At 71.8% G+C, this 22,447-nt stretch carries 19 protein-coding genes; 12 read left to right on the top strand and 7 right to left on the bottom strand.

Annotated features, from left to right (window positions below):
- Nucleotides 1-16 precede the first annotated feature (16 nt).
- The 4 genes from ACH4K4_RS12050 to ACH4K4_RS12065 are packed head-to-tail and all read left to right on the top strand — an operon-like array spanning nucleotide 17 to nucleotide 3,974.
- Entirely contained in the window at nucleotides 17-940 is a 924-nt protein-coding gene (locus ACH4K4_RS12050) for an ABC transporter permease (RefSeq protein ID WP_398166725.1), read from the top strand.
- Nucleotides 933-1,874 carry an ABC transporter permease gene (locus ACH4K4_RS12055; RefSeq protein WP_398166726.1) on the top strand — a complete coding sequence of 314 codons (942 nt, stop codon included), beginning with the start codon at nucleotides 933-935 and terminating at the stop codon, nucleotides 1,872-1,874. Before ACH4K4_RS12050 ends, ACH4K4_RS12055 begins: the two co-directional genes overlap by 8 nt.
- Nucleotides 1,875-1,885: 11 nt before the next feature.
- Complete coding sequence (locus ACH4K4_RS12060; RefSeq protein ID WP_398166728.1) at nucleotides 1,886-2,932, top strand: ABC transporter ATP-binding protein; 1,047 nt, start codon at nucleotides 1,886-1,888, stop codon at nucleotides 2,930-2,932.
- A complete protein-coding gene (locus ACH4K4_RS12065) occupies nucleotides 2,922-3,974 on the top strand; it encodes an ABC transporter ATP-binding protein (RefSeq protein WP_398166729.1) in 1,053 nt (350 codons plus the stop codon). The genes ACH4K4_RS12060 and ACH4K4_RS12065 overlap by 11 nt, the downstream gene beginning before the upstream one ends.
- 2 nt (nucleotides 3,975-3,976) lie before the next feature.
- On the opposite strand, the gene ACH4K4_RS12070 is transcribed toward ACH4K4_RS12065, so the two are convergent.
- From ACH4K4_RS12070 to ACH4K4_RS12095, 6 genes are all read right to left on the bottom strand, one after another.
- Nucleotides 3,977-4,981, bottom strand: a complete 1,005-nt coding sequence (locus tag ACH4K4_RS12070; protein WP_398166731.1) for a phospholipase — start codon at nucleotides 4,979-4,981, stop codon at nucleotides 3,977-3,979.
- 213 nt (nucleotides 4,982-5,194) lie between these two features.
- On the bottom strand, nucleotides 5,195-6,349 hold the full coding sequence (locus ACH4K4_RS12075; RefSeq protein WP_398166733.1) for an ABC transporter ATP-binding protein: 1,155 nt from the start codon (nucleotides 6,347-6,349) through the stop codon (nucleotides 5,195-5,197).
- Between the two features lie 10 nt (nucleotides 6,350-6,359).
- Nucleotides 6,360-7,421: an ABC transporter ATP-binding protein gene (locus ACH4K4_RS12080; RefSeq protein ID WP_398166734.1), complete on the bottom strand. Its 1,062-nt coding sequence runs from the start codon at nucleotides 7,419-7,421 to the stop codon at nucleotides 6,360-6,362.
- Between the two features lie 9 nt (nucleotides 7,422-7,430).
- Complete coding sequence (locus ACH4K4_RS12085) at nucleotides 7,431-8,408, bottom strand: ABC transporter permease (protein ID WP_398166736.1); 978 nt, start codon at nucleotides 8,406-8,408, stop codon at nucleotides 7,431-7,433.
- Nucleotides 8,409-8,535: 127 nt separating this feature from the next.
- Entirely contained in the window at nucleotides 8,536-10,338 is a 1,803-nt protein-coding gene (locus ACH4K4_RS12090; protein WP_398166737.1) for an ABC transporter substrate-binding protein, read from the bottom strand.
- Between the two features lie 89 nt (nucleotides 10,339-10,427).
- Nucleotides 10,428-11,459: an ABC transporter permease gene (locus ACH4K4_RS12095; RefSeq protein WP_398166739.1), complete on the bottom strand. Its 1,032-nt coding sequence runs from the start codon at nucleotides 11,457-11,459 to the stop codon at nucleotides 10,428-10,430.
- 446 nt (nucleotides 11,460-11,905) lie between these two features.
- Between ACH4K4_RS12095 and ACH4K4_RS12100 the strand changes: the two genes are divergently transcribed.
- Nucleotides 11,906-12,892, top strand: a complete 987-nt coding sequence (locus ACH4K4_RS12100; RefSeq protein ID WP_398166741.1) for a hypothetical protein — start codon at nucleotides 11,906-11,908, stop codon at nucleotides 12,890-12,892.
- Nucleotides 12,893-12,896: 4 nt separating this feature from the next.
- Here the strand turns inward: ACH4K4_RS12100 and ACH4K4_RS12105 are convergent, their stop codons facing one another.
- The gene (locus ACH4K4_RS12105; RefSeq protein WP_398166743.1) at nucleotides 12,897-15,062 is read right to left on the bottom strand and encodes a prolyl oligopeptidase family serine peptidase; all 2,166 of its coding nucleotides are present in this window, start codon (nucleotides 15,060-15,062) and stop codon (nucleotides 12,897-12,899) included.
- A gap of 232 nt (nucleotides 15,063-15,294) precedes the next feature.
- On the opposite strand from ACH4K4_RS12105, the gene ACH4K4_RS12110 reads away from it, so the two are divergent.
- The 7 genes from ACH4K4_RS12110 to ACH4K4_RS12140 all read left to right on the top strand — a co-directional run bounded on the left by ACH4K4_RS12110 (nucleotide 15,295) and on the right by ACH4K4_RS12140 (nucleotide 22,419).
- On the top strand, nucleotides 15,295-15,489 hold the full coding sequence (locus tag ACH4K4_RS12110) for a hypothetical protein (protein WP_398166744.1): 195 nt from the start codon (nucleotides 15,295-15,297) through the stop codon (nucleotides 15,487-15,489).
- 128 nt (nucleotides 15,490-15,617) lie between these two features.
- Nucleotides 15,618-16,556 carry an N-acetyl-1-D-myo-inositol-2-amino-2-deoxy-alpha-D-glucopyranoside deacetylase gene (gene mshB / locus ACH4K4_RS12115; protein ID WP_398166746.1) on the top strand — a complete coding sequence of 313 codons (939 nt, stop codon included), beginning with the start codon at nucleotides 15,618-15,620 and terminating at the stop codon, nucleotides 16,554-16,556.
- Complete coding sequence (locus ACH4K4_RS12120; RefSeq protein ID WP_398166748.1) at nucleotides 16,553-17,065, top strand: DUF6113 family protein; 513 nt, start codon at nucleotides 16,553-16,555, stop codon at nucleotides 17,063-17,065. The genes mshB and ACH4K4_RS12120 overlap by 4 nt, the downstream gene beginning before the upstream one ends.
- 164 nt (nucleotides 17,066-17,229) lie before the next feature.
- The gene (locus ACH4K4_RS12125; RefSeq protein ID WP_398166749.1) at nucleotides 17,230-19,323 is read left to right on the top strand and encodes a hypothetical protein; all 2,094 of its coding nucleotides are present in this window, start codon (nucleotides 17,230-17,232) and stop codon (nucleotides 19,321-19,323) included.
- Between the two features lie 185 nt (nucleotides 19,324-19,508).
- Nucleotides 19,509-20,468, top strand: coding sequence for an ABC transporter ATP-binding protein (locus ACH4K4_RS12130; RefSeq protein WP_398166750.1), 960 nt, complete (start codon nucleotides 19,509-19,511; stop codon nucleotides 20,466-20,468).
- Nucleotides 20,465-21,202: an ABC transporter permease gene (locus ACH4K4_RS12135; protein ID WP_398166752.1), complete on the top strand. Its 738-nt coding sequence runs from the start codon at nucleotides 20,465-20,467 to the stop codon at nucleotides 21,200-21,202. The genes ACH4K4_RS12130 and ACH4K4_RS12135 overlap by 4 nt, the downstream gene beginning before the upstream one ends.
- The gene (locus ACH4K4_RS12140; RefSeq protein WP_398166753.1) at nucleotides 21,199-22,419 is read left to right on the top strand and encodes a sensor histidine kinase; all 1,221 of its coding nucleotides are present in this window, start codon (nucleotides 21,199-21,201) and stop codon (nucleotides 22,417-22,419) included. Before ACH4K4_RS12135 ends, ACH4K4_RS12140 begins: the two co-directional genes overlap by 4 nt.
- The last annotated feature ends 28 nt before the right edge of the window (nucleotides 22,420-22,447 follow it).

Consider the following 22,447-nt stretch of genomic DNA (forward strand, 5'->3'; position numbering starts at 1 on the left):
GGGCGGGCGGCGGGCCATGGGGCGTTATGTGATCCGGCGGCTGTTGCAGATGGTGCCGGTCTTCGTCGGTGCCACTCTGCTGATTTTCGTGATGGTGTACGCGCTCGGCGACCCGGTCGCCGCGCTGTCCGGCGACCGCGCGCCCGATCCGGCGACCGCCGCGCAGATCCGCCGCGAACTCCATTTGGACCGGCCGCTGTGGCAGCAGTACCTGCTGTACATGGGGCAGATCTTCAGCGGGAATTTCGGCACGACTTTCGATGGCCAGCAGGTCCTGGACAAGATGACCACCGCCTTTCCCGTCACCCTGCGGCTGACCGCCGTCGCCATCGTCGTGGAGATCGTGGCGGGGGTGACGCTCGGCGTGCTCAGCGGGCTGCGGCGGGGGCGGCTGCTGGATTCCGGGGTGCTGGTGCTGACGCTGGTCGTGGTGTCCGTGCCGACGTTCGTCAGCGGGTACGTGCTCCAGTACCTGCTGGGCGTGAAGTGGGCATGGGTGCGCCCCGCGGTCGCGCCGGGCGCTCCCCTGGACGAACTGCTGCTCCCCGGCTGCGTGCTGGCGCTGGTGTCGCTGGCGTACGTCACCCGGCTCACCCGTACGTCGATCGCGGAGAACGCCCGCGCCGACTACGTCCGTACGGCCGTCGCCAAGGGCCTGCCACGGCGGCGGATCGTGGTGCGGCACCTGCTGCGCAACTCGCTCATCCCGGTGGTCACCTTCATCGGCGCCGACGTCGGCACCCTGATGGGCGGCGCGGTGGTCACCGAGCGGATCTTCAACGTGCACGGTGTCGGCTACGAGCTGTACCAGGGCATCGTCCGCCAGAACTCACCGACCGTCGTCGGCTTCGTGACCGTCCTGGTCATCGTCTTCCTGCTGGCGAACCTGGTCGTCGACCTCCTGTACGCCGTGCTCGACCCGAGGATCCGCTATGCCTGAGCCCTTGCCGCCCGAGCGCCCGGAGCCGTTCCCGCCGCCGGGCGCCGACGTGCCGCTGCCGGGCGGCGCGGTGCCGGTGCCCGCCGCCCGTGCCCGCAGCCTGTGGTCGGACGCCTGGCACGACCTGCGCCGCAACCCGGTCTTCGTCGTCTCCGGGCTGCTGATCGTCTTCTTCGTCCTGATCGCCGTCCGGCCGTCCCTGCTGACCGGCACGGACCCGCTCGACTGCGACATCACGCTGTCCCAGGAGGGCTCGCGCGCCGGCCATCCCTTCGGCTTCGACACCCAGGGCTGCGACGTGTTCGCGCGGACGGTGTACGGCGCCCGCGCCTCCGTCACGGTCGGCGTCTGCGCCACGGCGGGGGCGGCGCTGCTCGGCGGTGTGCTGGGCGGCCTGGCCGGGTTCTTCGGCGGTTGGTGGGACGCGCTGCTCTCGCGGGCCGCCGACATGTTCTTCGCCATCCCGATGCTGCTGGGCGGCCTGGTCTTCCTGTCGGTCGTGCCGTCCGGGTCCGTGTGGCCGGTCGTCGGGTTCATCGTGCTGCTGGGCTGGCCGCAGCTGGCGCGCATCGCCCGCGGCTCCGTACTGACCGTCAAACAGGCCGACTTCGTGCAGGCGGCGCGGGCGCTGGGGGCCGGCAACGGCCGCCTGCTGCTGCGGCACCTGGCGCCCAACGCGGTCGCGCCGGTGATCGTCGTGGCGACCATCGCGCTCGGCACGTACATCGCCCTGGAGGCGACGCTGTCCTACCTGGGCGTGGGGCTCAAGCCGCCGACGGTCTCCTGGGGCATCGACATCTCCGAGGCGTCCAAGCAGGTCCGCAACGCGCCGCACATGCTGCTGTGGCCCGCGGGCGCGCTGAGCCTGACGGTGCTCGCGTTCATCATGCTCGGCGACGCGGTACGCGACGCCCTCGACCCCAAGTTGCGCTGAGGAGACGGTGGATGACGGCTGAGGGGACGCGGGAGGCCGGGGCCGGGCCCGCGGGCGGTGGCGCGCTGCTGGAGGTCCGCGACCTGAAGGTGGAGTTCCGTACGCGGGACGGGGTGGCGCACGCGGTCAACGGGGTCGGCTACCGGGTGGACGCGGGCGAGACGCTGGCCGTGCTGGGGGAGTCCGGCTCCGGCAAGTCGGTGACCGCGCAGGCGGTGCTGGGCATCCTCGACACGCCGCCCGGCTATGTCACGGGCGGCGAGATCCTCTTCCGGGGGCGGGACCTGCTGCGGCTGGGCGCCGAGGAGCGGCGCAGGGTGCGGGGCGCGCAGCTGGCGATGATCTTCCAGGACGCGCTGTCGGCGCTCAACCCGGTGCTGACGGTCGGGGCGCAGCTCGGGGAGATGTTCGAGGTGCACAGGGGCGCGTCGCGGAAGGCGGCGCGGGCCCGCGCGGTCGAGCTGATGGACCGGGTGCGCATCCCGGCCGCCCGCAGCCGGGTGGGCGACTATCCGCACCAGTTCAGCGGCGGTATGCGCCAGCGCATCATGATCGCGATGGCGCTGGCCCTGGAGCCGGACCTGATCATCGCGGACGAGCCGACGACGGCCCTCGACGTGACGGTCCAGGCGCAGGTCATGGACCTGCTGGCGGAACTGCGCCGGGAGTACGCCATGGGGTTGGTGCTGATCACCCACGACCTGGGGGTGGTCGCGGACGTCGCCGACCGGATCGCCGTGATGTACGCCGGCCGCATCGTGGAGACCGCCCCCGTCCGCGACCTCTACCGGGCGCCCGCGCACCCGTACACGCGCGGCCTGCTCGACTCCATCCCGCGCCTGGACCAGAAGGGCCGGGAGCTGTACGCGATCAAGGGCCTGCCGCCCAGCCTGACCGCGATCCCGCCGGGCTGCCCCTTCCACCCGCGCTGCCCGAAGGCCCAGGACGTCTGCCGTACGGACCGGCCGCCGCTGTTCGACGTGGCGCCGGGCCGGGCCAGCGCCTGTCACTTCTGGAAGGAGACCGTCAGTGAGCAAGGAGGCGCCCGTGAGCGCTGAGCCGGGCGCCGCCGCGGGGGAGCCGGTCCTCGACGTGCGGGAGCTGGCCAAGCACTATCCGCTGACGCGGGGCGTCGTGCTGCGCAAGCAGGTCGGCGCGGTCAAGGCGGTGGACACCGTCTCCTTCGTCCTGCGCAAAGGGGAGACGCTCGGCATCGTCGGCGAGTCGGGCTGTGGCAAGTCCACGGTTGCCAAGCTGCTGGTCGGGCTGGAGAAGCCGACGGGCGGCCGGATCCTGTACCGGGGCGAGGACGTCACCAAGCTGTCGGGGCGCGCGCTGAAGGCCGTACGGCGCAATATCCAGATGGTCTTCCAGGACCCGTACACCTCCCTGAACCCGCGGATGACGGTCGGCGACATCATCGGCGAGCCGTACGACATCCACCCGGAGGTGGCCCCGAAGGGCGACCGGCGCCGCAAGGTGCAGGAGCTGCTGGACGTCGTCGGCCTCAACCCCGAGTACGTCAACCGCTACCCGCACCAGTTCTCCGGCGGGCAGCGGCAGCGCATCGGCATCGCGCGGGGGCTGGCGCTGCGGCCCGAGGTGATCGTGGCGGACGAGCCGGTCTCGGCGCTGGACGTGTCCGTACAGGCGCAGGTCGTCAACCTGCTGGAGCGGCTGCAGGACGAGTTCGACCTGTCGTACGTCTTCATCGCGCACGACCTGTCGGTCGTGCGGCACATCTCCGACCGGGTCGCGGTGATGTACCTCGGCCGCTTCGCCGAAACCGGCACGGAGGAGGAGATCTACGGGCACCCGACCCACCCGTACACGCAGGCCCTGCTCTCCGCCGTGCCCGTACCCGACCCCGAGGCGCGCGACCGGCGCGAGCGCATCCTGCTGGCGGGGGACGTGCCCTCGCCGGCCGATCCGCCGTCCGGCTGCCGCTTCCGCACCCGGTGCTGGAAGGCGCGGGAGCGCTGCGCGCTGGAGGTGCCGCCGCTGGCCGTGCCGGAAGGGTTCGAGGAGGTGACGGGGCCGGCCCGGCACGCCTCGGCGTGCCACTTCGCGGAGGAACGGCAGGTCGTGCCGGGCGGGTAGCGTCAGCTCCCGAAGGGCACGTCGCTGTTGGTGGCCATGCGGCGGTCGGCCGGGTGCGCGGCGACGTAATCGGTGAGGGAGGCCAGTGCTTCCTTGACGGCGGACTCGCCGGTGCCGCAGCCGCCGCGCCACTTGGACGTGCCGTCCGGGTAGCAGGCGGCCCGCGACCCGTAGATGAGGCCGTCGGCGTCGGCACCGCCGGCCGCATACGGAGCCAGCAGTTTGCCGACGTACTTTCCGTCGCCCTTACCGACCGTCCAGCCGGCCGTCGAGGCGAGTTCCTCCCTGTCCCGGGCTTTCGATCCGGCCCGGAGTTCGGAGGCGATCCTGCGGACGTCGAGCGGGATGCTGAAGAGCCCCTTGTCCATCACACGGTGGTGCTCGGGGATGTGCGAGCCGTGGTCCGCGAACGTCTTCGCCACGTCCTCGGCGTTCCCGCTGAGCCCGACCCCTTCGACCGGCCGCAGGCCGCCGGACGCGACGTCCTTCCAGCCGGTGCCGCCCTCGGTGCCGTAGAACCCGTAGAGCACACGGACGCCCTGCTTCTCGACCGTGCGGCGGGCCAGGTCGCGGAGCGCCGCGACCGAGCAGTGCCGCCACTTCGCGTCATCGCTGCGGCAGTGGTCCGGGTTCTTGATGTCCAGCCACACGAAATTGACGTTCCTGCCCTCGGCGCGCCGCTGGGCGATGCGCTTGAGCATCGTCTCCATCGGGTCACCGGTGCTGGTGAGGGTGCCGTCGTGATCCGCCCACCAGCCCTTCTTCCAGGCGGTGGCGTCGATCTCGACGGCGTTGGCGCCGTGCCGCAGCGCCGTGTCCACGCCGTCGGCGGTCAGTACCCGGTGGGCTATCGCGTAGGTGGGGCGCGGTGCGGCCTGATGCGGTGCGGTCTGATGCGGGGTGGCGGCAGCGCCGGCCGGGGCGCTCGCGCAGAGGAGCGCCAGGGCTCCGGTGGCGGCCAGGAGGGGAACGCGTATGCGGGTCCGGGCCGGAAAACGGTGAGCCATATGTGCCATCTGTCCTTTTGTGGATCCGTTGCCTCCTCGGCTTCGCCCGACCGGAGAACGGGACTTGAGGTGCCGTCACCACCTCCGCGTACGGGAAAAGCCGGAAGCGAGCGCCGCGGCCCGGTGCCGGGCCGCGGCGCCTGCTCCGGTTCGCAGCCTGCCCCGGAAGCCCGATCCGACACCGGGGGATCGCGGGGCCGCGGAGCCGGCCGGTCAGGGAGTTCCGTCGGCCGCCTCCGGCCCGGGTACCGCGTCCTCGATCGCCGCCAGCGCCGGGTCCAGCACGATGTCCGCCTCCCGCGCCGCCGTCGTCGGCTCCTCGGGGAAGTGGCAGGCCGTCAGGTGGCCGGACGTGTTGCCGCTGATCTGCACCAGCGGCGGTTCCTCGGCCGCGCACTTCTCCCGCGCCTTCCAGCAGCGGGTACGGAACCGGCAGCCGGACGGCGGGTCGATCGGCGACGGCACGTCGCCGGCCAGCCGGATGCGCTCGCGGTCCTGCCCCTGTTCCTGCGCCTCCAGCAGCCTGGCCTCGGGCACCGCGGAGAGCAGGGCGTGGGTGTACGGATGGCGCGGCCGCTGGTAGATCGACTCCCGGTCGCCGACCTCGACGATCTTCCCCAGGTACATCACCGCGACCCGCTGGCTGAAGTGCCGCACGATCGCCAGGTCGTGCGCGATGAACAGGAACGCGATGTTCAGCTCCCGCTGCAACTCCTGGAGCAGGTTGACCACTTGGGCCTGGATCGAGACGTCCAGCGCGGAGACCGGCTCGTCCGCCACGATCAGCTTCGGCTCCAGGGCCAGGGCGCGGGCGACGCCGATGCGCTGGCGCTGGCCGCCGGAGAACTCGTGCGGGAAGCGGTTGTAGTGCTCCGGGTTGAGGCCGACGGTCTCCAGCAGCTCGCGCACCCGGTGCTCCCGGCCGCCCGCGGGGTCGATGCCGTTGATCTCCATCGGGCCGCCGACGATCGTGCCGACCGTCTGCCGCGGGTTGAGCGACGAGTACGGGTCCTGGAAGATCATCTGGATCTCGGAGCGGACCGGCGCCAGCTCCTTGCGGCCGGCGTGGGTGATGTCCCGGCCCCGGTAGGTGATCGTGCCGGCGGTCGGCTCCAGCAGCCGGGTCAGCAGCCGCCCGGTCGTGGACTTGCCGCACCCCGACTCGCCGACCAGGCCGAACGTCTCGCCCGCGAGCACGGTCAGGTCGATGCCGTCCACCGCCTGCACCGCGCCGATCCGGCGTTTGAACGGGAACCCGGCCATGATCGGGAAGTGCTTGGTCAGGCCCTTGGCGGTCAGCAGCACCTCGCCGGGCCCGGCGGCGGCCGGACGGGGAGCGGGGACGACGACGTCTTCGGGTGCGTTCATCACGGTGCTCCTAGCCCAGCCGGGGCTTGATCTGCTCGGTGAACAGGGTGTGTTTCTGGTCGGGGCTCAGATGGCAGGCCGCGGAGCGGCCCGGGGCCAGCGTCGGGCGCTCGTCCTGGCAGCGGGTGCCGCCGACCTCGGCGGGGAAGGCGCAGCGCGGGTGGAAGGGGCAGCCGGACGGCGGTTCGAGCAGGCTGGGCGGCGTGCCGGGGATCGGCGTCAGCGGCTCGTCCACGCTCGCCGACAGCCGCGGCATCGAGCCCAGCAGGCCCCAGGTGTACGGGTGTTGCGGCTCGGTGAGGATCTCCTTGACGGTGCCGCGTTCCACGGCCCGCCCCGCGTACATCACCAGCAGTTCGTCGGCGGTGTTGGCGACCACCCCGAGGTCGTGGGTGATCAGGATGATGGCGGAACCGAACTCCTGCTGGAGGTCCTTGAGCAGGTCCAGGATCTGCGCCTGCACGGTCACGTCCAGCGCCGTCGTCGGCTCGTCGGCGATCAGCAGGGACGGGTTGCACACCAGCGCCATGGCGATCATGGCGCGCTGCCGCATGCCGCCGGAGAACTGGTGCGGGTAGTCGTCCACCCGCAGCGAAGGCTGCGGGATGCCCACCTTGGCCAGCATCTCGACGGCGCGCTGCCGGCCCTCGCGCTTGCTCGCGCCGGTGTGCTTGACGAACGGCTCGGCGATCTGGCGGCCCACCGTGTAGTACGGCGACAGCGACGTCAGCGGATCCTGGAAGATCATCGCCATCTTGTTGCCGCGCAGCTTCTCCAGGTCCTTCTCCCGGGCGCCGGTCAGCTCGTCGCCGTCGAGCAGGATCTCGCCCGCGATCTTCGTGTAGTTGGGGCTGTGCAGCCCCAGGATGGCGAGGTTGGTCACCGACTTGCCGGAGCCGGACTCGCCCACGATGCCGAGGGTGCGGCCGCGCTCCAGGTCGAAGGAGAGGTCGTCGACCGCCTTGACGACGCCGTCCTCGGTGGCGAACTGCACGTACAGGTCGCGTACGGAAAGGAAGGGGCCGGACCCGGGCGGGGCCGGAGCGCCCGCGGGCTGGGGGAGTGTGGTCACGGGTCTCTCCTAGGACAGCCGCACGCGCGGGTCGATGAACGCGTAGCAGGCGTCCACCACGATGTTGAAGAGGATGATGAAGGTCGCGGCGAACAGCATCACGCCCATGGTCATGGGCAGGTCGGTGTTCTGCACCGACTTCACGGCGAGGGTGCCCAGGCCCGGCAGCGCGAAGGTGTATTCGGTGATCATGGCGCCGCCGAACAGGGAGCCCAGGTCGATGCCGAAAATGGTGACGATGGGAATGAGGGAGCCGCGCCAGGCGTAACGGAAGAAGACCCTGCGGGACGCCATTCCCTTGGCCCGCGCGGTCCGTACGTGGTCCTCCTGGAGCTGTTCGATCATCGACGAGCGCGCCATGCGCGTGTACTGCGCGGTGAAGATGATGGACAGCACGCACCAGGGAATGATCAGTCCCAGGAACCAGCCCGCCGGGTCCTCGGTGATCGGCACGTATTTCGGCTGGCCGAACCAGCCGAGGTTGTACACGAGCAGCGCGAGCACGATCGGCCCGACGAAATAGATCTGCATCGAGGAGAGCACCAGCGACGCCGAGCTGAAAATCTTGTCGACGATCTTTCCCTGCTTCCAGGCCGCGATCATTCCGGTGCCGACGCCGACCGTCAGGAAGACCGCGGCGGCGCCGACGGTCAGGGAGATGGTGGTCGGGAAACGGTCCACGATCGTGTCCCAGACGGGGTCGCCGTTGGCGAACGAATAGCCGAAGCACGGGGCCGGGCAGGCGCCTTGGGCGAAATCCCGCCCGGTGACGATGCCGGACATGAATTCCCAGTACTGGACCGGAACCGGCTTGTCGAGCCCGAGGTTCTTGTGGATCAGCGCGATGGCGTCGGGCGTGCAGTTCTTTCCGCAGGACAGCAGCGCGGGATCCCGGGGGGCGGCGAAGAAGAGGAAGAACGTGAACGCGCTGATGATCAGCAGGATCACGATCGCGCCGATGGACCGGCGGAAGAGGAAACGCAGCATGGCAGTCGCAGCTCTCGTGGGCAGCCAGAGGGTCGGATGGGCGCCGGGCCCGGTGTGCCCGTCCGCGGGTGACGGGCACACCGGGCGCCGCGGTACACGGCGCGAGGGCGCCGGGGCGCCGGCTCCGCTACTTCTTCACGTACAGCTTGGTCGGGTCCACGGAGCTGATGATGTCGTTGTTGACGACACCGCCGACCTTGGAACCGTGCAGCTGGACCTGCTTGTAGTAGAAGGTCGGCAGCTGCGGCAGGTCCTGCTTGAGGATCTTCTCGCCGAGCGCGAACCAGTCGTGCGCGGCCTTCTTCTGGTCGGTCAGCTGGGAGATCCGGTCGATCTCCTTGTTGACCTCGGGGTTGTTGTAATGCGAGTAGTTCGGCGCGTTGTCCTGGATCTGCCGGCCGTCGTAGACCGGCGGGATCACGGTCAGCGAGCTGGGCCAGTCGGCGCCCCACGCGGAGGGGTAGATGTCGAAGTCGTTGTCGACCTTGCCGATGATGTCGTAGTAGGTGTCCGACGGCAGGTCCTTGTTCTGCACGTCGAAGCCGGCCTTGCGCAGGTTGTCGGCGACCGCGACCGAGTACTTCTGCGGCTCCGGCGCGTTGGTGTACGCGAAGGTCAGCTTCATGCCGACCTTGCCGGCCTCCTTGAGCAGCTGCTTCGCCTTCTCGACGTCGCCCATCGGCTTCTTGAGCTTGCCGTACGGGTCGATGTCCTTGTGGCCGGTGAGCGTCGGGCTGATGTAGCTGCCCGCCAGCTCACCGCCGCCCGGCGTGCCGTAGGCGTCCAGGATGGCCTGGATGGGGATCGCGTGGGCGATGGCCTCGCGGACCTTCTTGTCCTTCAGGCGCTTCATGTTGAAGTTGATGACGCCGACGTAGGGCTGGTAGCCGGAGGTGGAGCGCTTCTTGACGTCCGGTTCGTTGGCCACCTGCTGGAGGCTGGCGGCGTCGACCTGGTTGTTGAAGCTGATGGCCGCCTTGTTGTCGGTGCTGTCGGACATCAGGCGCTGCGTCGAGTCGGGGTAGGAGACGCCGAACTGGATGTCGAACCGGTCGACGTACTGGTGGCGCGTGATGTCCGTCTTCGGATCCCAGTTGGTGTTCCTGACCAGCGACATCCCCTTGCCGGACTTGAACGACCCCTTCTGGATCTTGTACGGGCCCGAGGAGACCGGCGCCTTGTCGTACTTCTCCTTGGTGTCGCCCTTCTCCGGCACGACGGCGTACCCCGCCATGGCCAGCGCGTACGGGAGGTCGCCGACCGGCTTCTTGAAGTGGAAGCGGACGGTGCTGTCGTCCGGTGTCTCCAGCACGCTGTCGGGCAGGTGCTTGCCGCCGTACGGGCCGCCCGGCAGCAGCTTGCGGTACTCGTTGCCCTCGGCGTCGGCCAGCCAGCGCTGCACGTACGTGGGGCCGTTGGAGATGAAGTCGGCGAAGGTTCGCTCGAAGGTGTGCCGTATGTCCTTCGCGGTGATCGGCGAGCCGTCCTCGAACTTCAGGCCCTTCTTCAGGGTGTACGTCCAGGTACGGCCGCCGTCCGTGGACTTGCCGCTGTCCGTCGCCAGGTCGCCGACGACGGTGTACTTGCCCTCGTTGTCCAGGTGGTACGAGGTCAGGCGCCGGAAGATCAGCGTCGACATGGTGCCCTCGTCGCTGACGTAGATCTGCGCCGGGTCCAGGTGGTCGTAGGTGTCGCGCTGGTAGACCTTGATGGTGCCGCCGGACGTCGCGCCGGGCACCGCCTCGGCCGGCCCGGTGGACGCCTTGGCGTCACCGAACGCGATCTGCGCGCGCTGGCTCTCGGCCCCCTTGCGGCCCTCGTCGTCCTGCGCCCCCTTGCCGGCCCCGCTGCTGCAGGCGGTCAGGACCAGTGCCCCCGCGGAGAGCGCCACGACGGTGGCGCGCGTTCTGTGCGTACGGACTGTGCTCATGGTGGTGGATGCACCTGCCTGTCGTAGTTCCGTAGCCGCTGCCTGACGTGTGCGGTGCTGGGGTGGCAGCACCCCCCGTGGAACACGGTTCACCGGGCGCGCTTCGGGTCGAAGGCGTCCCGGACGGAATCCCCCAGGAGGTTGAACGCGACGATGAAGACCACCATCGCGATGCCCGGGAAGAACAGATACGTGATGTCGTTGCGGTAGTAGTCGGCGGCGTTGGCGAACATCCGGCCCCAGTCGGGGGTGGGTTCGACCAGGCCGACGCCGAGGAACGAGAGGCCCGCGATCGAGGTGACGAAGTTGGGCAGCATGTACGTCGTCTGCACCAGGATCGGCGTCATGACGTTCGGCAGCAGCTCGCGCCGGATGATGCGGGCCGGGGAGGCCCCGCTGACCTTGGCGGCGTCGATGAACTCCCGTTCGCGCAGGGACAGGACGGTGCCGCGCAGCAGCCGGGCCAGGCTCATCCAGCCCAGGAACCACAGCACCAGGATCAGGATGAGACAGCGCATCCAGGTCTCCATCGCGTCTTCGGGAGCCACGAAGATCGCGCCGACCACGGGGACGAACGCGACGAAGAAGAGTTGGTTGGGAAAGGCCATCAGCAGGTCGATGATCCGGCCGATGAGGTAGTCGACCCGGCCGCCGAAGTAACCGGCCGCCACGCCCAGCACGATCGCGGTGACGACCGAGACGGCGGTGATGGCGACCGAGAGGTAGAGCGTGGTCCGGATGCCGTAGATCAATTGCATGAAGACGTCGCGGCCGAGGGTGGGTTCGATTCCGAACCAGAACTCGCCGGAGATGCCCCCGTTGGGCTGCGCGGGATATCCGTTGACCAGCAGACCCGGGATGATCTGGCCGTACCGGGTGTACGGATCCTTGCCGTACAGTTTCGAGATCACCGGGGCGAGCAGACCGATCAGGAAGAACGCCAGGACGACTCCGGCACTGATCACGCCGGTGCGGTCCCGTTTGAACCTGAGCCACATCAATTGGCCGGGGGAGCGGCCCACCAGTTCCCCGCTCTTACGGCCCTTTGCTTTCCCCGGACCGCCGGGACCGAGCCCGGCGGGACCGGTCTGGGTTACCGCGGCCTGGGACGGACTTGTCATCGCGAAGTTCCCCCGCACCGAGTTCACTTGCAACAGGAAGCGGAGCTGGATGGCACCGCTGGTTGAGCGGACTTTGGCAAGTGATTTATGGCCCAGTCAAGAGGACGGTGGGCGCTCGCCCGGGGGGTTGGCGCTTCTTGAGCGAAGATTGCGCAGATTGACGCCACGGCGTGCTTGACAGCCGCACCCGGTGTACGGCATGGGTGACATATCGTGCCCAACGTCTTTAACAAGAAGGCAACTTGACCGTCGTCACGCCGATATACGGACGCGCCACGCTCGACAGCGTACGGCCGTGCGGGTGCCGTGAACCGGCCGGGGCGGTCCTGTGGCCACCCCGGCCGGCTCCCGCCCGGCGCGCCGCCCGCCGTCTGCTGCCGCACTGTTGTACCGGTGCGGCGGGTGGAGTAGACCTGTCCGTGCGGGGGCAGGGGGTGGGCCACGTCATGGGGCGGAGAAAGGCTCGCGCGCGCGGTGTCGGCGGATTCGGCGCGCTCATCTGCGTACTGCTCGCGCTGCTGTGTGCCGTATGGATCGCACACGACCTGCTGGTGGCCCGGCGGCCGCTGGACGTCTGGTGGCTGTGGGCGGGGGAGCCGGTGCGGGCGGCGGGCTCCGCGGTCTGGGCGACCACGCTGCTCGACCCGGTGCTGGGGCTCGCCTGCCTCCTCGCGGCGGTGGCGGTGCTGCGCCGCTCGCCCGCCGCGCCGTGCGCGCTGACCGCGGTGGCCCTGGCGACCGTCCTGTTCCGGGCGCCGCAACTGGGCAGCCTCACCACCGACACGCTGTCCGGGCTGGAACCCGGCCTCAAGGAATGGGCGTTGGTCACCTCCGGCGTCGGCCTCGTGGCGAGCGTGCTCCTGCTGATCGCCGCCTCGGCCGGACGCGGCGGCGCCGACCAGCGGCCCGGACGCCTGCGCTTCGTGCCGGCGACGCTGGCCGCGCTGCTGCTGGGGGCCTCGGGACTGGCGCTCGCGGGCTGGCAGGCCTACTGGCTACGGGAGCTGGGCCGGGCGCCGTACTGGGACAGCGTCATCGGGGACGCCGGTGCCTTCCGCTCCCTGCTCCAGCCCCCGGAGAACTGGTACCTGCTCTCCCTCGCCCTGCTGGCCCTGGTGGCGGCCGCCGGGTTGGCCGGACGCCGGGCCTCGGCACGCCCGCTGGGCATGCTGGCGGCGGCCCTGCTGCTCGCGCACGGCCTCGCGGCACTGGCCGCCGGGCAGCACGCGGGGCTGCTCGGCCGGTTCCACGCGCTGGCCACGCGGAGCCAGCTCGACACCGTCACCGTGGCGTTCGCCGCCGTCGCCGGGCTGGTGGCACTGCTGGCGCTGGCCCTCGCCGGCGGCAGGAACGGGCCGCGGGGACCGGCGGACGGGCCGGGGCGGCCGGATTACGCGCCGCCCCCGCCCTCGGACCTGCCGCCCGGCTGGTAGCCCCTCAGCGCACGCCCAGCGAGCGCTTGAGGAAGTCGACCTGGAGCAGGAGCAGGTTCTCGGCCACCTGCTCCTGCGGCGTCATGTGCGTGACGCCCGACAGCGGCAGCACCTCGTGCGGCCGGCCGGCCGCCAGCAGGGCGGAGGAGAGCCGCAGGGTGTGCGCGGCGACCACGTTGTCGTCCGCGAGCCCGTGCACGATCATCATCGGCCGGTGCTGCTCCGCGGCGCCCGTCAGGCCCTCGTCGGTGACCAGCGAGTTGGCCGCGTAGACGGCCGGCTCCTCGTCCGGGTGCCCCAGGTACCGTTCCGTGTAGTGGGTGTCGTACAGCCGCTGGTCGGTGACCGGGGCGCCCACGATGCCCGCGTGGAAGACGTCGGGGCGGCGCAGCACCGCCAGCCCGGCCAGGTAGCCGCCGAAGGACCAGCCCCGGATCGCGACCCGGCCCAGGTCCAGCGGGAAGCTGCCGGCCAGCCCGTGCAGCGCGTCGATCTGGTCCTGGAGGACCACCGCTGCCAGGTCCCGGTGGACGGCCTTCTCCCACTCGGGGGAGCGGCCCGGGGTGCCCCGCCCGTCGGCGGTGATCACCGCGAACCCCTGGTCGGCGAACCACTGCGCGGTCAGGTGGGCGTTGTGCGCGGCCACCACCCGCTGTCCGTGCGGTCCGCCGTACGGGTCCATCAGGACCGGCAGCGGCCCGTCGCCCTCCTCGTAGCCGGTCGGCAGCACCACCGCGCACGGGATCTCCCGCTCGCCCGAAAGGACCAGCCGCGGGCTGGTGGCGAGCACCGGCACCTCGGCGTACGAACCGACCGCGGCGAGCCAGGTCTCGCCGCCGTCCGCCTCCAGGCGCACCACCTCGGTCTGCGCCCCCGGCCGTTCCAGACAGGCGTGCGAGAGCACCGCCACCGCTCCGCCGCGCACCGCGGAGGCCACCGACGGGTACGGGCGCGCACCGACCCGCTCCCAGCCTCCCTGGTCGCCGCTGCCCCGGTACCAGGCGCGGTAGACGCCGATGTCGTGCAGGTCGGCGCCGCTCGCCGAGAACAGGACGTCGTCCTCGCCGATGTCCAGCACCGCGCGTACGTGCAGCGGCGCGGCGGTCAGCGCCCGGTCGCCGACGATGAGCCGGCGCGCCCCGCCCTCGTCCGCGATGCGCACCAGGCGCCCGTCCGGAGTCCAGGCGGGCGACCCGGCGGCCAGTTCGACCCACCGCGGGTCCTCGTCGGCGTGCACGGTGCTGGTCGCACCCGTCTTCGGATCGACCGCCAGGTAGCGCTGCGCGCGCTGGTCGCGGGTCTGGACCAGCAGCAGGGGCGGCCCTGCGGCGGACCAGTGCACCCGCGCGAGGTACGGGTAGCGCTCCTGGTCCCACGTCACGTCCGTGCGCGAACCGTCCAGACCGAGCAGGGCCAGGCCCACCGAGGCGTTGGGGGTGCCGGCCGCCGGGTAGGCGGTCTTCGCCGGCTCGCGGTCCGGGTGGGCGGGGTCGGCGATCCACCAGCGCCGTACGGGTGCGGTGTCGACGCGCGCCGCCAGCACGCGGTCGCTCTCCGGCGACCACCAGAAGCCCCGGTGACGGCCCATCTCCTCGGCCGCGACGAACTCCGCCACGCCCCAGGTGACATCCGGTCCTTCCGGCCCGGCCAGGGAGCGGTCGCCCGGCGCGCCGTCGCCGTCCGCGCCCGCGGCGTCGGCCGGTACGACCCGCAGCGCGCCCTGGGACACGTACGCGACGTGCCGCCCGTCGGGTGACGGCCGGGGGTCGACGACCGGCCCGGGAACGGGCAGTTCGCGAGCGGTGCCGGCGCGCAGCTCGGCGGTGAACAGGCGGCCCGAGAGGGTGAAGGCGGCGAGTTCCACCGCGGCGTCCACGGCGTAGCCCACCACGCCGGACGAGCCCTCGCGGGTCCGTTCGCGGCGCGCCCGCTCCTCGGCGGGCAACTCCTCGTCCGCACCGGCGAGCAGGGCCGCCGGGTCGGCGGCGGCGTACTCCCGCCCCTCGTCAAGATCCAGTACCCACAGCAGGTTCGCCCGGTCGGTGCCGGTGCGGGAGCGGAGGAAGGCGACGCGCGAGCCGTCCGGCGCGACCGCGAAGCCGCGCGGCGAGCCCAGCGAGAACCGCTGGGTACGGGCGTGTTGCCGGGGGAAGGAGAGCTGTCCGGTCATGCGGACGAGCCTACGGGGCACGCGTCCGCCGGGGTCGCGCTTGCGATGATCGCGTGCGCCCCCGTTCTGCTCCCGTGCACCGACATATGCGCGCGCATGGAAAGTTATGATCCCCTCCGCGGAGTGGGTATGGGACAGGAGCGTGACATCCCCATGCCTGCAAGGCCGTCCACCGGGCGGCCTGTGTTGTCCCAACGCTGTCCGGACCGTGCGTACTTGGAGGTGAGCCGCCGTGGCACTCTCGATTTCGGCGGTGGTGCTGCTGGCGATCATCGTCTTCCTGCTCGTCAGGAAGTCCGGACTGAAGACGGGGCATGCGATCGTGTGCATGCTGCTCGGCTTCTATCTGGCCAGCTCGTCCATCGGCCCGACGATCAAGCAGCTGACGACGAATGTCGCGGGCATGCTCGGCGGTATCAAGTTCTGAGGGCGGCGCCCCGCCGCGTCCGAGCCAGGACGCCGGACGGGCGGTGAACGGGGTCCCCGGCCGGGGACGAGCCGGGCGGGCCTGGAGCGGATGCCGGGTCAGGGCCGCCCGGCTCGTACGCTGTCCCCATGACCGACCTCCCCGCCCGCCGACTGCTGCTGGTGCACGCGCACCCGGACGACGAGTCCATCAACAACGGCGCCACCATGGCCAGGTACGCGGACGAAGGCGCCCTCGTCACGCTCGTGACCTGCACCTTCGGTGAAGAAGGGGAGGTGATTCCGCCGGACCTCGCCCACCTCGCGCCCGACCGCGACGACACCCTGGGCCCGTACCGCGTCCGGGAGCTGGCCGCCGCCATGGAGGCGCTCGGCGTCACCGACCACCGCTTCCTGGGCGGGCCTGGCCGCTACCGCGATTCCGGGATGATGGGCGCCCTCCAGAACGACCGGCCGAACGCCTTCTGGCGGGCCGACGTGGACGAGGCCGCCGGGCACCTGGTCGCCGTGGTCCGCGAGGTGCGGCCGCAGGTGCTGGTCACCTACGACGCCGACGGCGGATACGGCCACCCGGACCACATACAGGCGCACCGCGTCGCGATGCGCGCGGCCGACCTCGCCGCCGACCCGGGCTTCCGTCCCGAACTGGGGGCGCCCCACCGGATTCAAAAGATCTACTGGAACCGCAATCCGCGTTCGGTGACCGAGGACGGCTTCGCGCGGCTGCGCGCCGCCGGAGCCTCCTTCCCGGGCGTCGGCGCGGTCGAGGACGTGCCGGGGGTCGTGGACGACGCCGTGGTGACCGCATCGGTCGCCGGCGGCGCGAAGTACGGGGCGGCGAAGGCCGCCGCGATGCGGGCGCACGCCACGCAGATCGCCGTCGAGGGCCCCTTCTTCGCGCTCTCCAACGGCCTGGGGCAGCCGCTGTTCACGACCGAGTACTACCAGCTCGTACGCGGCACGTCCGGCGCCGCCGGCGGGCAGTGTGAGGACGATCTCTTCGCGGGCGTGGCGGACGGCGCGGACACGGGGGAGACGGACGAGAGCGACAAGGAGCGAGCGGTATGAGCGGCCCGAAGAAGCGGACCAGGGCGGGCACCGGCGGGAACAAGCCGAACGCGGGCGCGTCGGCGTCCGCCGCGTCCGCCGCGGCACCCCGGGGCGGCAAGGGCGCTCCCGCCGCGCCGTCCACCGGCCTCGCCGCACCGCTGAGCCCCGCCCGCGCGGCCGCGTACGTCGGGCTGTTCCTGCTCGGCGCCGTCGTGGCCGCGGCGGGCGGGCTCGTCCAGGCCGCGTGGTTCCCCGGCGGGCTGCTGCTGGCGCTGGCGGCGGCGGGCGGCCTCTTCTACGGGGGCGCGACGGCGCTCGGCCGGACGGGTGGCGTACTGGCGCCGGGAGCCGGCTGGCTGGTGACCGTCATCCTGCTCAGTGACACCCGGCCGGAGGGCGACTTCCTCTTCGGCGCCGGGCTGGGCACGTACGTCTTCCTCGTGGGCGGCATCGTGCTCGCTGTGATCTGCGCCACCGGTTCGCAGCTGCGCGCCAACGGGGCGCAAACGGCCCGACTTGGCAAGTAAGCACCGGTCCCAATGATCATTTTCAGTACCGCGCGGCGGTCCGGGCGGGGGGCGTTCTCCGTCTCCCCGGGTACCCGCCGACGGCGGACAGTATGGTGGTGCGCGCCGCCGAGCCGCCCAAGCACCGTACTGACGAGCGGCGGAGCCAACCGGGAGAACCTGCTTTGAGTCGTGAATCTGACAGTTCGTCCTCCGGCGCCCAGGGGCGCGGCGGTGCCGCGTACCCGTCGGGGACGCCGCCGTACGGAACGCCTCGGACCGAGGCGGACGACGCGGCGGCCGGTGCCGCCGCGAAGCCGGAGGAGCCCAAGACCGAGACCACGCTGACGACGCGGATCAAGATCAATATTCCGGGGTCCCGCCCCATCCCGCCGGTCGTCGTGCGCAAGCCCGTCGGTGAGGAGTCCGGGATGAGCGCAGCATCCGGTTCCGGTCCGTCCGGCCCCTCCGGGGCCGACGGCGGTTCCGCCGGTGACGGCCGCGGCGGTGAGCGCACCGGCAGCACGCGCCGCCCCGAGGCGGCCGGCTCCGACGGCGCCAAGAGCGCGCCGGCCGAGAAGACCAGCGACTGGTTCTCGCCCCGCAAGCCGTCCGCCGCGTCCGCCGGTTCCGCGCCCTCCTCCTCGTCGACGACGGCGAACACCCCGGCCCCCACCCCGCAGCAGACTCCGCCCGCCGGCCAGCCGTCGCGCCCCGACCTGCCGTTCTTCTCCGACGCGACGTCCGCGCAGGACGGCAACTCCCCGTTCGACGCGCCCGCGTCGCCGTTCGACGCGCCGGCCGGCCCGTTCGGCGCCCCCGCAGGGCAGGGCGACCGTACCGACCCGTTCGACACGCCCGGCGGCGCGGCCCCCGGCCCCAGCGGTCCCACGACCGGCCCGGCCGCGGGCGACGCGTCGTTCGGCCTGCCGTCCGGTTTCCACACCCCGGGTACGCCGGGCGCGGACGCCGGACCCGGTATGAGCGACGACACGGCGGTGCTGAGGCCGCAGCCCCCGGCCTCGCCGGCCGGACCCGGCGGCGGGCTCGGCGTCACCGGCGGCATCGCGGGCGGCGTACCGGGTGCCGGCAACGGCGGCGCGCCCGGCGGCGAGGACGGCGGCTTCCCCGGCGGCGCTCCCAAGGGGCCGCGTACCGGCGGCGACCAGATCTCCAGCGACACCCTGGTCAGCGGCATCCCGGCGGTCCCCGCCGACGCCGTACCGACGCCCGCGGCCGCCTTCCCGCCCGGACCGGGCGCCGGCCGGGACACCCCGGCCCCGCCGCCGCGCGCCAAGATCCCCGAACCGATCAACCCCAAGAAGAAGGGCCGCAACAAGGTCGTCCTGCTGGGCGTTGCGGTCGTCGTGCTCGCGGGCGTCGCGTACGGCGCCGGGCTGCTCCTCGACCACGCCGACGTGCCCAACGGCACCACGGCGCTGGGCGTGGACATCGGCGGCGACACGAAGGAAGACGCCGTCAGGAAGCTCGACGCGGCGGTCAAGAAGGCCCGTACCGAGCCACTGAAGCTGACCGTGGACGGCAAGGAGCAGACGCTCCTGCCCGCCAAGGCCGGGCTGAACATCGACACCCAGGCGACGGTCCGCGACGCCTCGGGCCGGGACTACAATCCGGTCTCCGTCATCGGCTCGCTGTTCGGCGGCACGCGGACGGCCAAGCCCGCGATGATCACCGACGACGAGAAGCTGGACGTCGCGCTCAAGGCCGTGGCGGGGCCGGCGGACGCCGCCAAGGACGGCGGCATCACCTTCGAGAACGGCAAGGCCGTGCCGCACTACGGCACGCCGTACAAGGCCGTCGACGTCAAGGCGTCCAAGGGCAAGATCGAGAAGGCGTACCTGGACCGGGCCACCACCGGCAAGAACAGTCCGGTGGTGCTGGCCGCCGTCGAGCAGCGGCCGAAGGCCGGCAAGGCGGAGGTCGACCGCGCGATGAAGGAGTTCGCCGAGCCGGCGGTCTCCGGCTGGGTCTACCTCTCCGCCGGCGGCGTCGAGGTGCCCTTCAGCCAGCGGTCCATCGGCGAGCTGCTGTCCTTCAACGCAGGCTCCGACGGCAAGCTCCAGCCGGTCTTCGACCTGGCCAAGCTGGAGGACAAGTACGGCCACGCCTTCGACAACGTCGTGATCGACGGTGGCGCCGGCAAGGTGAAGATGACGCCGCAGCACGCCGCCCAGGCGCTGCGGATGGCGCTCATGAAGCCCGCGCCGCCCGCGCCGCAGAAGCGCGTCGCCAAGGTCGAGGGGGCGACCACCGGCTGAGCGCCGCACCGCCCCGGCAGGAGCCGTGTCCCGTGGCCTCGCGCACGGGACACGGCTCGCCTGCTTTCGCGGTCCGTGACGCCCGACGCGGCGCCCTAGGGGACGTCACCGATGACATCTGTCATCCCGAAGTCACGACAGCCGACACTGCCGGGCGGTACCGCCCCACCGCGAAGCTGGTACCCATGACGAGCACAGCCACCACAACAGACACGGCCGCCGGGCGCCGCGCGGACCCCGCCCCCGTGGTCAGCTTCCGGGGCGTCAGCAAGAACTACGGCGCCGTCCGTGCGGTGGCCGACCTGAGCCTGGAGCTCCACCCGGGCGAGACCGTCGCCCTCCTCGGCCCCAACGGCGCCGGCAAGTCCTCCACCCTCGACCTGCTCCTCGGCCTGCGCAACGCCGACACCGGCTCGGTGTCCCTGTTCGGTACGAGCCCGCAGCAGGCCATCGAGCAGGGCAAGGTCGGCGCCATGCTGCAGAGCGGCGGCCTGATGACCGGCGTCAAGGTCCGCGAACTGGTCCGGCTCGCCGCCGACCTGCACCCGCGCGGCTACCCGGTCGAGAGGATCCTGGAGACGGCCGGGATCGCCGACATCGCCGACCGGATGGTCGACAAGCTCTCCGGCGGCCAGGAGCAGCGGGTGCGCTTCGCGCTCGCCACGGCCGGGGCGAGCGACCTGATCGTGCTGGACGAGCCGACGACCGGCATGGACGTCAGCTCCCGGCAGACGTTCTGGGGCACCATGCGGGCCCAGGCCCAGCAGGGCCGTACCGTGCTGTTCGCCACCCACTACCTCGAAGAGGCCGACGAGATCGCGGACCGCGTGATCGTCCTGCACCGCGGCCGGGTACTGGCCGACGGCACCTCCGCCGAGATCAAGGCCAGGGCCGGCGCCCGCCGTATCGCCTTCGACCTGGACGGGCCGATCGACCGCGAGGCGCTGCGCCGCCTGCCGGCCCTGACCTCCCTGGAAGTCTCCGGACGCACCGTCCGCATCCAGTCCGAGGACGCCGACGCGACGACGCACGCCGTCTACGGGCTGGGCCTGTACCCGCACAACCTGGAAGTGGCCGGACTCGGCCTGGAGCAGGCGTTCATCGCCATCACCGACGCAGCGACCGCCGAGGAGGCGGCACGATGACCACCCTGATCAAGCTGGAGATCGTCCGCGCCCTGCGGAACAAGAAGTTCATGTTCTTCTCGGTGATCTACCCGCCGGTGCTCTACCTGATCATCGCGGGCGGCGCCGACAGCAAGCCGATACCGGGCATGACCCTGGACATGCCCCTGTACTTCATGGTTGCCATGGCGGCGTTCGGCGCGATGACCGCCGTGCTGATCGGCAACAGCGAGGCGATCGCCAAGGAGCGCGAGAAGGGCTGGGTACGGCAGCTGCGGCTGACCGCGCTGCCCGGCCGCGGCTACGTCGCCGCGAAGATGGGCTCCGCCGCGACCATCAGCCTGCCGTCCATCGTGCTCGTCATGCTCGTCGCCGCCGTGGTCAAGGGCGTACGGCTGGAGGCCTGGCAGTGGCTCGCCATCCTCCTGGCCACCTGGCTCGGCAGCTTCGTCTTCGCCGCACTCGGTGTGGCCATCGGCTACCTGGCCAGCGGCGACGCGGTCCGGCCCATCGCGATGATGATCTACTTCGTGCTGGCGTTCCTCGGCGGGCTGTGGATGCCGCTGACGATCCTGCCGCAGTGGGTGCAGAACATCGCCGAGTGGCTGCCGACCCACGCGTACGCCGCGCTCGGCACGGCCATCGAGGGCAGCCACGCCCCGGACGTCAAGGACCTGGCCATCCTCGTCGGCTACCTGGTCGTCTTCGCCGGCGGCGCGGGGTGGCTCTACCGGAAGGACACGCGTACGGCATGAAGCCAGCGGAGACCGAGACCAACCCGGCGCTGATGGGCGTGGCGCCCCGCACCCGCCGCCAGATGCTGACCAAGGTCGTCTGGGTCGTCATCTGGTTCCTGTACCTGGCGGGGCCGATCGGGCAGCTGCTCGACGGCACGATGTCCCCGGCCCACGAGGCGCTGGGCTGGTCCGGTCTCCTGACGTTCGTCGGTGTCTACTTCGTCCTGCTCTTCCGGCACATGATCCACCGAGGGCTGCCGGGCGCCGCGATCCGGGCGGCGGTGGTCCTCCTCGCGGCGCTCGCCGGCCTGCTGGCCTCGGTCCTCGGGGCCAACTGGCTGGTGCTGTTCACGTTCGTGTGCGTCGCGGTGGCCGTCACCCAGCCCATCCGCACGGCACGCTGGGCCATCCCCGCGCTCACCGCCGCCCTCGTGCTGATCGGCCTGCGCTACGAGGACATCCGGGTCTACCTCTTCGCGTACGCCCTGCCCTGCCTGCTCAGCGGGTTCGCGATGGTCGGCGTGCAGCATCTGATCCGTACGACCAAGGAGCTGCGCGAGGCGCGGGAGGAGGTCGCACGGCTCGCCGCCGACGAGGAGCGGCTGCGGCTCGCCCGCGACCTGCACGACCTGCTCGGCCACTCGCTGTCCCTGATCACGCTCAAGAGCGAGCTGGCCGGGCGGATGCTGCCGGACAAGCCCGAGGACGCGGCCCGGCAGGTCGCCGACATCGAACGGGTCGGCCGGCAGGCATTGGTGGACGTCCGCGAGGCCGTCACCGGCTACCGGCGGCCGCGCCTCGCCGTCGAACTGGCCGGGGCGCGCGCCGCGTTGCGCACCGTGTCGATCACGGCCGACATCGACGCCGCGCTGGAACGGGAGCACCAGGGCCTGGCGGCGGACGAGGAAGGCGCGCTCGCGTGGGCGCTGCGGGAGGCCGTCACCAACGTCGTACGGCACAGCGGCGCCGACCGCTGCGAGGTGCTGCTCACCGAGGAGTGGGAGGCCGACGAGCGGCGCTATCTGTGCCTGTCCGTCATCGACGACGGCACCGGGCCGCCGCGCGGCGGCGGACACGACGGCAACGGCCTGAGCGGCCTGCGCGAGCGCCTGGCCCAGGCCGGCGGGCGCCTGGAGACCGGCGCCGCCCCGCGTGGCCGCGGCTTCGCCCTCCGCGCGTATGTGCCCATCGGCGGCCGGCCGGCGACCGGCACGGGCGGGACCGCGGCCGCCTGACCGCGGGCCCGGCGGCTCCGGCGCGCGG

Origin of the sequence: Streptomyces sp. NPDC017529 (assembly GCF_044329785.1) — a bacterium.
GTDB lineage: Bacteria > Actinomycetota > Actinomycetes > Streptomycetales > Streptomycetaceae > Streptomyces.